The sequence below is a fragment of the Desertihabitans aurantiacus genome (assembly GCF_003344635.1).
Taxonomy (GTDB): domain Bacteria; phylum Actinomycetota; class Actinomycetes; order Propionibacteriales; family Propionibacteriaceae; genus Desertihabitans; species Desertihabitans aurantiacus.
On sequence record NZ_QPKK01000163.1, the window covers coordinates 1 to 9,199 of the forward strand.

12 protein-coding genes are annotated in these 9,199 nt (G+C 75.0%); 7 read left to right on the forward strand and 5 right to left on the reverse strand.

Features of this window, described 5'->3' with window-relative positions; translation table 11 throughout:
- The 6 genes from DVA66_RS21950 to DVA66_RS13160 form a co-directional block, all read left to right on the forward strand.
- Positions 1–837: ABC transporter permease (locus DVA66_RS21950; protein ID WP_157973985.1), on the forward strand; the 837-nt coding region annotated here is incomplete at its 5' end.
- On the forward strand, positions 813–1,553 hold the full coding sequence (locus tag DVA66_RS13140; protein WP_114560495.1) for an ABC transporter ATP-binding protein: 741 nt from the start codon (positions 813–815) through the stop codon (positions 1,551–1,553). The genes DVA66_RS21950 and DVA66_RS13140, both read left to right, overlap by 25 nt.
- A gap of 28 nt (positions 1,554–1,581) precedes the next feature.
- A complete protein-coding gene (locus tag DVA66_RS13145; RefSeq protein ID WP_114560496.1) occupies positions 1,582–2,910 on the forward strand; it encodes an LLM class flavin-dependent oxidoreductase in 1,329 nt (442 codons plus the stop codon).
- Entirely contained in the window at positions 2,907–3,437 is a 531-nt protein-coding gene (locus DVA66_RS13150) for an NADPH-dependent FMN reductase (protein ID WP_114560497.1), read from the forward strand. Before DVA66_RS13145 ends, DVA66_RS13150 begins: the two co-directional genes overlap by 4 nt.
- Positions 3,434–3,961 (forward strand): flavin reductase family protein, encoded by a 528-nt coding sequence (locus DVA66_RS13155; RefSeq protein WP_198671736.1) that lies wholly within the window; start codon positions 3,434–3,436, stop codon positions 3,959–3,961. The genes DVA66_RS13150 and DVA66_RS13155 overlap by 4 nt, the downstream gene beginning before the upstream one ends.
- A gap of 53 nt (positions 3,962–4,014) precedes the next feature.
- On the forward strand, positions 4,015–5,109 hold the full coding sequence (locus DVA66_RS13160; RefSeq protein ID WP_114560499.1) for an LLM class flavin-dependent oxidoreductase: 1,095 nt from the start codon (positions 4,015–4,017) through the stop codon (positions 5,107–5,109).
- Here the strand turns inward: DVA66_RS13160 and DVA66_RS13165 are convergent.
- From DVA66_RS13165 to pyrR, 3 genes are read right to left on the reverse strand one after another with little or no spacing between them, the layout of a single operon-like run.
- Positions 5,099–6,376: a dihydroorotase gene (locus tag DVA66_RS13165; protein ID WP_114560500.1), complete on the reverse strand. Its 1,278-nt coding sequence runs from the start codon at positions 6,374–6,376 to the stop codon at positions 5,099–5,101. The two genes, DVA66_RS13160 and DVA66_RS13165, sit on opposite strands and share 11 nt — an antisense overlap.
- Positions 6,373–7,317, reverse strand: a complete 945-nt coding sequence (locus DVA66_RS13170; protein ID WP_114560501.1) for an aspartate carbamoyltransferase catalytic subunit — start codon at positions 7,315–7,317, stop codon at positions 6,373–6,375. The genes DVA66_RS13165 and DVA66_RS13170 overlap by 4 nt, the downstream gene beginning before the upstream one ends.
- Positions 7,314–7,871 carry a bifunctional pyr operon transcriptional regulator/uracil phosphoribosyltransferase PyrR gene (pyrR, locus tag DVA66_RS13175; protein ID WP_269801623.1) on the reverse strand — a complete coding sequence of 186 codons (558 nt, stop codon included), beginning with the start codon at positions 7,869–7,871 and terminating at the stop codon, positions 7,314–7,316. Before pyrR ends, DVA66_RS13170 begins: the two co-directional genes overlap by 4 nt.
- Before the next feature lie 213 nt (positions 7,872–8,084).
- Here pyrR and DVA66_RS13180 point away from each other — a divergent pair, with 213 nt between their 5' ends.
- Complete coding sequence (locus DVA66_RS13180; protein WP_157973986.1) at positions 8,085–8,351, forward strand: hypothetical protein; 267 nt, start codon at positions 8,085–8,087, stop codon at positions 8,349–8,351.
- Between the two features lie 114 nt (positions 8,352–8,465).
- Here DVA66_RS13180 and DVA66_RS13185 read toward each other — a convergent pair whose 3' ends face one another.
- Together DVA66_RS13185 and DVA66_RS13190 are read right to left on the reverse strand one after the other, a co-directional pair.
- A complete protein-coding gene (locus tag DVA66_RS13185) occupies positions 8,466–8,753 on the reverse strand; it encodes a hypothetical protein (protein ID WP_114560504.1) in 288 nt (95 codons plus the stop codon).
- Positions 8,754–8,763: 10 nt separating this feature from the next.
- Positions 8,764–9,199: Nif3-like dinuclear metal center hexameric protein (locus DVA66_RS13190; RefSeq protein WP_198671738.1), on the reverse strand; the 436-nt coding region annotated here is incomplete at its 5' end.

A 9,199-nucleotide genomic window follows, 5' to 3' on the forward strand; every position in this document is an offset into this window, starting at 1 on the left:
ACCCTCGCCACCGCCGACCGCGCCGCGGTCGCCGGCCCCGCCGCCCCGCCCCGGCGGACCACCCGCCGGCTCGCCCCCGGGCGCTCGCTGCCCGGCCACGTCGTCCTCGGCCCGCTGGTCCTGCTCGGGATCTGGACGGCCGGGTCGGCCGTCGGGCTGATCGACCCGCGGATCCTCCCCGCCCCCTGGACGATCGCGGCCACCACCGCCGAGCTGATCGCCCGGGGTTCGCTGCAGGCCGACCTGCTCGTCTCGCTGGGACGGGCCGCCGCCGGGCTCGGCATCGGACTCGTCGCCGGGGTCGTCCTCGCCGTGGTGTCCGGGCTGAGCCGGGTCGGCGAGGTCGCCATCGACGGGCCGGTCCAGCTCAAGCGGGCCATCCCCAGCCTGGCCCTGATCCCGCTGCTCATCCTGTGGTTCGGGATCGGGGAGCCGATGAAGATCATCACCATCGCCCTGGGCGTCCTGGTGCCGATCTACCTGCACACCCACAACGGCCTGCGCGGGATCGACAGCCGCTACGTCGAGCTGGCCGAGACGCTGCGGCTGTCCCGGCCCGAGTTCGTCCGCCGGGTCGTGCTGCCCGGGGCGCTGCCCGGCTTCCTGCTCGGGCTCCGCTTCGCCGTCACCGGCTCCTGGCTGTCCCTCGTGGTGGTCGAGCAGGTCAACGCCACCAGCGGCATCGGCTACATGATGACGCTGGCCCGCAACTACGGCCAGATCGACGTGATCTTCGTCGGGCTCGCCGTCTACGCGGTCTTCGGCCTGGCCTCCGACATCGCCGTCCGCTCCCTCTCCCGAAAGGTCCTGTCATGGCGACGCACGTTGGCGGACTGAGCACGACCGGCACCGACGGTGTCCGGATCCGCGGACTGGCCCGCCGGTTCGGTGAGCACCGTGTGCTGGAGGACCTCGACCTCGACATCGCCCCGGGTGAGTTCGTGGCGATCCTCGGCCGCAGCGGCTCGGGCAAGAGCACCCTGCTGCGCGCCCTGGCCGGGCTCGACCACGGGGTCGAGGGGAGCGGGGACATCAGCGCACCCGAGGACCTGTCGGTGGTGTTCCAGGACGCCCGCCTGCTGCCCTGGGCCCGGGTGCTCGACAACGTGCTGCTCGGGGTCCGTGGTGCCGACGCGGGCGGCCGGGCCCGCCGGGCGCTGGCCGAGGTCGGGCTGGAGGGCCGGGAGCGGTCCTGGCCGAACGAGCTCTCCGGCGGGGAGCAGCAACGGGTCGCCCTGGCCCGCTCGCTGGTCCGCGAGCCCCGGCTGCTGCTGGCCGACGAGCCCTTCGGCGCGCTGGACGCGCTCACCCGGATCCGGATGCACGTCCTGCTCAACCGGCTCTGCGAGGTGCACCAGCCCGCGGTGCTGCTCGTCACCCACGACGTCGACGAGGCCGTGGTGCTGGCCGACCGGGTGGTCGTCCTCGACTCCGGCCGGCTGGTGCTCGACCAGCGGGTCGACCTCGACCAGCCGCGCCGCCACGACGACCCGGCCTTCGCCCGGCTGCGGGCCACCCTGCTCGAGCAGCTCGGCGTCCCGCCCACCCCCTGACCTCTCCTCCCATCTCCAGGAGTTCCCGATGACCCAGCTCCACCTCAACGCGTTCCTCATGAGCGCCGGCCACCACGAGGCCGCCTGGCGCCTGCCCGAGACCGACGCCGTCGGCGCCACCGGGCTCGACCACTTCGTCCAGCTCGCCCGGCTGGCCGAGGAGGCCACCTTCGACTCGCTGTTCCTGGCCGACTCCCCGGTGCTGCACAGCACCGCCCGCCGGCCCTCCAGCGTGCTGGAGCCGACCGTGCTGCTCACCGCGCTGGCCGGTGTCACCTCGCGGATCGGGCTGATCGCCACCGCGTCGACCAGCTACAACGAGCCGTACAACCTGGCCCGCCGCTTCGCCTCCCTCGACCACGTCAGCGGCGGACGAGCCGGTTGGAACATCGTCACCACCGCCGGGCCGGATGCCGCCCGCAACTTCAACCTCGATGAGCAGGCCAGCCACCGCGACCGCTACCGGCGGGCCGACGAGTTCGTCGAGGTCTGCCGCCGGCTGTGGGACAGCTGGGACGACGACGCCGTGCTCGCCGACAAGGAGCGCGGGGTGTGGGCCGACCCCGACCGGGTCCGCCCGATCGAGCACCGCGGGGAGTTCTTCGCGGTGCACGGCCCGCTCAACGTCTCCCGCAGCCCGCAGGGCCGTCCGCTGCTGGTCCAGGCCGGCTCGAGCGAGGACGGCAAGGACTTCGCCGCCCGCCACGCCGACGCCGTCTTCACCGCCCAGCAGACGGTGCAGGACGCCCGCGCCTTCTACGACGACCTCAAGCGGCGCACCGCCCGGCAGGGCCGCGACCCCGAACGGGTCAAGGTGCTGCCCGGGATCGTCCCGGTGCTCGGCTCCACCGAGCAGGAGGCCCGGCAGCGGGCCGCGCTGTTCGACGAGCACGTCCAGCCCGAGTTCGCCCGGGCCCAGCTCGCCCGGACGCTGCGGGTGCCGCTGGAGCGGCTGCAGCTGGACGAGCAGCTGCCCGACGACCTGCCCTCGGAGGACGAGATCGAGGGCGCCAAGAGCCGGTTCACCCTGATCGTCAGCCTGGCCCGCTCGGAGCGGCTGACCGTCCGCGAGCTGATCCTGCGGCTCGGCGGCGGCCGCGGCCACCACACCTTCACCGGCACGCCGGAGCAGGTCGCCGACACGATCGAGGAGTGGGCCACCACCGGTGCCGCCGACGGCTTCAACATCATGCCGCCCGCGCTGCCGGGGGACCTGCGCACCTTCGTCGAGCACGTGGTGCCGATCCTGCGCGACCGCGGGCTGTTCCGCCGCGAGTACACCGGTCGCACCCTGCACGAGCACTACGGGTTGCCCCGTCCGGTGCCCGCGGCCGCCGCCGAGGTGGTGGCCGGATGACCTCGCCCGCCCTGCCCCTCGACCTCCTCCTGGAAGGGACCACCGTGCCCACCACCGTCCTGTCCGGCAACCCCCGGCCCGGTTCGCGCACCCTCGCGCTGGCCCGGCTCGCCGCCACCCAGCTCGACCCCGACACCGACCTCGCCGAGATCGACCTGGCCGGGCTGGGCGGCGACGTCCTCGACCCCGCCGCGCCGGCGGTCGCCGACGCGCTGCGGACGCTCACCGGCAGCGAGCTCGCGGTGCTCGCGACGCCGTCCTACAAGGGCTCCTTCACCGGGCTGCTCAAGGTCTTCCTCGACCACCTGCCGGCCGGCGGGCTGGCCGGCGTCACCGTGCTGCCGGTGGTGGTCGCCGCCTCCGGGGCCCACCTGGTGCAGACCCAGCAGCACCTCGACGACGTGCTGCGCGAGCTCGGGGCCGACGTGCTGCCCGGGCTGTCGGTGGGGGAGCGCCAGCTGGCCGCCCCCGGCGAGGCGGTCGCGGCATGGCACGCCTCCTTCGTCTCGGCGGAGCTCCGGCGGTGAGCGCGCCCGTGCCCGGGCTGGCCTCCGCCCGGCCCGACCAGGCCGCCCTCGACCCGGCCACCTTCACCGAGCTGTTCCGCGGCCACCCGGCCGGGGTGGCGGTGGTCACCCTGCACGACGGCGGACGTCCCGCCGGGTTCACCGCGACCTCGGTGATCTCGGTCTCGGCCGACCCGGCGGTGGTGGCGTTCTCGGTGAGCAGCACCTCCTCCTGCTGGCCGGCGCTGACCCGCGCCGACCGGGTCGCGATCAACCTGCTGGCCGAGGAGCAGCGTGACCTGGCCGCCACCTTCGCCACCCCCGGCGTGGACCGGTTCGCCGACGCCGACTGGCACCGGCTGCCGACCGGGGAACCGGTGCTGGTGGGGACGGCCGGCTGGATCAGCGGTCGGATCACCGCCCGGGTCGAGGCCGGCTCCAGCCACCTGGTGGTGGTCGCGGCGAGCTCGGCCTCCGTCGCCCCGAGGGAGCCGCTGGTCTACCGCAACCGCGGCTACCACCGGCTCATCGAGTACGAGATCTGACCCTGCCCCACCCCGGCGCCCCCGGCGCCGGCCGACCCCCGGAGGACGACGAGATGTCCCTGCTCTGGTACATCCCCAACCAGACCGAACCCGGTCACCGCGGCGACACCGCGACCGACGACCACAACAGTCTCGACACCCTGACCGAGCACGCCCGCGCCCTGGAACGCCACGGCTGGGAGGGCGCCCTGCTCGGTGCCGGGTGGGGCCGGCCGGACACCGTCACGGTGGCCACCGCGCTGGCCGCCCGGACGACCACGTTCGAACCGCTGGTGGCCGTCCGGCCCGGCTACTGGCGACCGGCCCAGTTCGCCGCCACCGCCGCCACCCTGGACCACCTCAGCGGGGGCCGGCTGCGGATCAACATCGTCTCCGGGCGGGACTCCTTGGAGGCCTACGGCGACACCGAGCGCGACCCGGCCGAGCGCTATGCGCGCACCCGCGAGTTCCTGGAGCTGGTGCGACGGCTGTGGACCGAGGAGGACGTCACCTTCGCCGGTGAGCACTTCCAGGTGGCGGGGTCCACGGTCAGCCCGCGGGTGCGTCCGCGTCCGGGACGTCCGCACCCGCCGCTGTACTTCGGCGGTGCCTCGGAGGCGGCGGAGCGGGTGGCGGCGACCGAGGCCGACGTCCAGCTGTTCTGGGGCGAGACCCGCGACGCGCTGGCGGAGCGGATCGCGCGGCTGCGCCGGCTGTCCGACGAGCTGGGACGCAGGCACCCGCCGCTGGAGTTCGGGCTGCGGATCACCACCGTCGTCCGCGACACCAGCGAGCAGGCCTGGGCCGACGCCGAGGCCCGGGTGGCCGCGATGGCGGCGCGGCAGCGGTCGCCCCAGCACGAGGGCTGGCGGTCCGCGGTCGGGCAGCGCCGGCTGGTCGAGCTGGCGCAGCGGGGCGAGGTGCTGGACGAGCGGCTCTACACCGCGCCGGGCCTGCACGGCGGCGGTGGCGCGGGCAGCACCTGGCTGGTCGGGTCGGCCGAGGAGGTGGCGGAGTCGCTGGGCCGCTACGCCGACCTCGGCATCGGCCACTTCATCCTCTCCGACACCCCCTACCTGCCCGAGATCGAGCGCCAGGGCCGCGACCTGCTGCCGCTGCTGCGCGCCCGGCTCGCCGCCGGCGCTCCCGCGGAGCCGGTCAACGGGTGAAGGTGGGGCGGCCCTGCCAGAAGGTGGCGACCACCGGGTCGGGCAGCTCCAGGCCGGAGTAGGGGTTGTTGCGGGACAGCGACAGCGTGTCGGCGGCGTCCACCCGGGTGCGCCGGGACGGGTCGACCAGCACCAGGTTCGCCGGCTCGCCGACGGCCAGCGGACGTCCCTGCTCGGCCAGCCCGGCGATCCGGGCCGGGGTGGTCGACATCCGCACCGCGACGTCCTCCCAGCCCATCAGCCCGGTCTCGACCATGGTCGCGGCCACCACGCCGAGCGCGGTCTCCAGCCCGACCATGCCGAAGGCGGCGTCGGCGAAGGCGTGCTCCTTGTCGTGGCGGGCGTGCGGGGCGTGGTCGGTGCCGACGGCGTCGATGGTGCCGTCGGCCAGCGCCTGGCGCAGCGCGGTGACGTGCTCGTCGGGACGCAGCGGCGGGTTGACCTTGAACGTCGGGTCGTAGCCGGTGACCGCCTCGGTGGTGAGCAGCAGGTGGTGCGGGGTGACCTCGGCGGTGACGGCGATGCCGAGGCCCTTGGCCCAGTGCAGCACCTCCACCGTCTCGGCGGTGGAGACGTGGCAGACGTGCAGCCGGGAGCCGGTCAGCCGGGCCAGCTGGACGTCGCGGGCGACGATGGTCGACTCGGCCACCGCGGGCCAGCCGCCCAGCCCGAGCCGTCCGGAGATCTCGCCCTCGTGGCAGCAGGCGTCCGGGCCGGCCAGCCGCGGGTCCTGGGCGTGCTGGGCGATGACGCCGTCGAAGGCCCGCACGTACTCCAGCGCCCGGCGCATCAGCCGGGAGTCGTGCACGCAGTGGCCGTCGTCGGAGAACACCCGGACGCCGGCGGCCGAGCGGGCCATCAGCCCGAGCTCGGCCAGCTCCTCCCCGGCGAGGCCCTTGGTGACCGCCCCGACCGGGACCACCTGGGCGCAGCCGTCGCGGCGTCCCAGGGCGGCGACGTGCTCGGCCGCCTCGGCGGTGTCGGTGACGGGGGAGGTGTTGGCCATCGCCAGCACGGCGGTGTAGCCGCCGCGGGCCGCGGCCAGGGTGCCGGTGCGCACCGTCTCGGCGTCCTCGCGTCCCGGCTCACGCAGGTGGGTGTGCAGGTCGACCAGACCGGGCAGGGCGAGCAGGCCGTCGGCGTCGACCCGGCGGACGTCGGCGGGTGCGGAGGTCGGGTCGGCGAAGCGGCCACCCTCCAGCAGCAGGTCGCGGGGCTGGCCGTCGGGCAGCCGGGCCCCGGTGATGAGCACGGGCGGGTGGGTCACCGCGTTCCTCCTTCGTCGTCGCCGCCGAGCAGGTGGTACAGGACGCTCATCCGCACCGCCACCCCGGAGGCCACCTGGTCGAGCACGAGCGAGGCCGCGCTGTCGGCGGCGTCGGCGGAGATCTCCAGGCCGCGGTTCATCGGGCCGGGGTGGCAGATCGCCGCGCCGGGCTTGAGCCGGGCGAGCCGGTCGCGGGTCAGCCCGTAGCCGACGGTGTACTCCCGGGCGGTGGGGAAGTAGCCGCCCGACATCCGCTCGCGCTGCACCCGCAGCATCATCACCACGTCGGCGCTGCCGAGCACCTCGTCGAGGTCGGTGCTGACCTCGGCGGGCCAGCTCTGCACCCCCGACGGCAGCAGCGTCGGCGGGGCGACCAGCACCACCCGCGCGCCGAGCGTGCGCAGCAGCAGCACGTTGCTGCGCACCACCCGGGAGTGGGTGAGGTCGCCGACCACGGCGACGGTCTTGTCCCGCCAGTCGAAGTCCGGATCGCTCGCGCGGAAGTGGCGGCGCATCGAGAACGCGTCGAGCAGGGCCTGGGTGGGGTGCTCGTGGGTGCCGTCGCCGGCGTTGAGGACGTGCGCGTCCACCCACTGCGCCGCCTGCTGCGGGGCGCCGGAGGCCATGTGCCGGATCACCAGGGCGTCCACGCCCATGGCGGCGACGGTGAGCACGGTGTCGCGCAGGGACTCACCCTTCGACACCGAGGAGCCCTTGGCCGAGACGTTGATGACGTCGGCCGACAGCCACTTGCCGGCCAGCTCGAAGGAGGAGCGGGTGCGGGTGGAGTCCTCGAAGAAGAGGTTGACCACGGTCCGTCCGCGCAGCGCCGGGAGCTTCTTCACCGGGCGGCTCTGGACCTGCGACATCTCCTCGGCGAGGTCGAGGATGCCGGTGACCTCGTCCAGGGAGAGGTCGGCCGCCGAGAGCAGGTGCTTCACCGCGTCCCCTCCGTCCCGACGCCCGTGTCCGCAGGGGTGTCCCGCAGGATCGCGACGGCGTCGACGTCGTCGGTCTCGGCCAGCCGCACCTGGACCCGCTCGTGGCTGGCGGTGGGCAGGTTCTTGCCGACGTGGTCGGCCCGGACCGGCACCTGGCGGTGACCGCGGTCGACCAGCACCGCCAGCCGGATCGCCGCCGGGCGGCCGAGGTCGTGCAGGGCGTCCAGGGCGGCGACCACGGTGCGCCCGGAGTAGAGCACGTCGTCGACCAGCACCACCACCGCGCCGTCGACGTCCCCGGGCAGCACGGTGCGCCCGACCGGCCGGGTGGGCTGGCTGCGCAGGTCGTCGCGGTACATCGTCACGTCGAGCTGACCGGTCGGGACCGGGTGGCCCTCGACCTCACCCATCAGCCGGGCCAGCCGGGCGGCCAGCGGGACGCCGCGGGTCGGGATGCCGAGCACCATCAGGTCGCGGGCGCCGTGGTTGGCCTCGAGCACCTGGTGGGCGATCCGGGCCAGCGAGCGGTTGATCTCCTCCGCGTTCATCACCACCCGGCCGGCGGGCGCGGCGGTGCCCGCTGGCCGTGGTGTGGGAGGACGGTGGGACGGGTCCGGGCCGGTGCCTGGCTCGGAGGGTCGTGGCACGAGGTCCCCTTCGGTGCTGGTTCGGGCCAGGCCTCCCGGAGCGGTGCCGGTGTCGGGCGTCTGGTGGCGCGCCGGTTCCCGGCAGGCACTACGGTAGGGCCTGTGAGCGGACTGACCAGCATGCTAGTGCCCCTGCGCACCCTCCCGGGGTGGCCCTCGGTGGAGGAGCCGACGGTGCTGATGGCTCTGTTCGTCATGGTGGGGCTGCCGCTGGTGGCCCTGCTGATCATCTTCGTGCTCGGCATGGTGCCGCGGCTGATCGCCCGCGGCCGCGGCGAGACCGCCCCCGAGATCGACCACCCGCTGAGCATCTGGGGCGTCTCGACCCCGGAGGAGTACCACCAGCTCTCCGCCGGCGTGGACGACCGCCGCGCGATCGAGCGCTGACCGTCCGGACTCCGGCTGCACCCCAAGGCCCTGAGCCTGTCGAAGGGCGGGCTGCGTCGCGCTTCGACAAGCTCAGCGCGCTGTGGGACCGGCTGCGTGCGGTGGCGCTTCGGCTCAGCCGACCTCGCGCGCCCAGGACGGCCATGTGCCCGGGGACGCCGGCGGGTCGATCCCCCGGAGCCTGACGACCTGGACGCCGCCGCCCGCGTCGGGCAGCTCCACCCACAGGCTGTGCCGACGTCCGTCGCCGTGCGCGGCGACCCAGGACAGCACCTCGTCGAGGTCGGCCTCGCTGAGCTGCCACTCCTCGCTGGAGGAGGAGCTGGTCCAGAACACCACCCGGTACCGCGGCGCGGCGACCTCGGAGGTCTGGTCGCGGGGGTCGACCGGGCGGGCCCTCACCGGAACCCCCTCAGCCGGCGGTGGGGGAGGCGGCGTGCCGCGTCCACGGGTCGGTCCGCACCGCGGAGACGGTGACGTCGAGGTCGGGGAGGGCGTCGCGGAGCACCCGTTGCAGCACCGGCAGCCAGGTCGCCTCGGCGGCGGCGTGCGGGACGTCGAGGAGCACCGGGGCGGCGTCGCGCTGCAGCAGCTCGCTGACGGGGTGGTGACGCAGGTCGGAGGTGAGGTAGGCGTCCACCCCGGCGCCGAGGGCGTCGTCGAGGTAGGAGTCCCCGGCTCCGCCGACCACCGCGGCCGTCCGCACCAGCCGGTCGGGATCACCGGCCAGCCGGACTCCGGTCGCCGTCGCGGGCAGTGCCGCGGCCACCCGCTCCAGCCAGACCCCGGCCGGCAGCGGCTCGGCCAGCCGTCCGACCCGGCCGGCGCCGACCGCCGCGTCGGGCGCC

Coding starts and splice junctions, on each gene's coding strand:
- DVA66_RS13145 (WP_114560496.1), top strand. CDS start 1,582: ATGACCCAGCTCCACCTCAACGCGTTCCTCATGAGCGCCGGCCACCAC.
- DVA66_RS13140 (WP_114560495.1), top strand. CDS start 813: ATGGCGACGCACGTTGGCGGACTGAGCACGACCGGCACCGACGGTGTC.
- DVA66_RS13160 (WP_114560499.1), top strand. CDS start 4,015: ATGTCCCTGCTCTGGTACATCCCCAACCAGACCGAACCCGGTCACCGC.
- DVA66_RS13150 (WP_114560497.1), top strand. CDS start 2,907: ATGACCTCGCCCGCCCTGCCCCTCGACCTCCTCCTGGAAGGGACCACC.
- DVA66_RS13180 (WP_157973986.1), top strand. CDS start 8,085: ATGCTAGTGCCCCTGCGCACCCTCCCGGGGTGGCCCTCGGTGGAGGAG.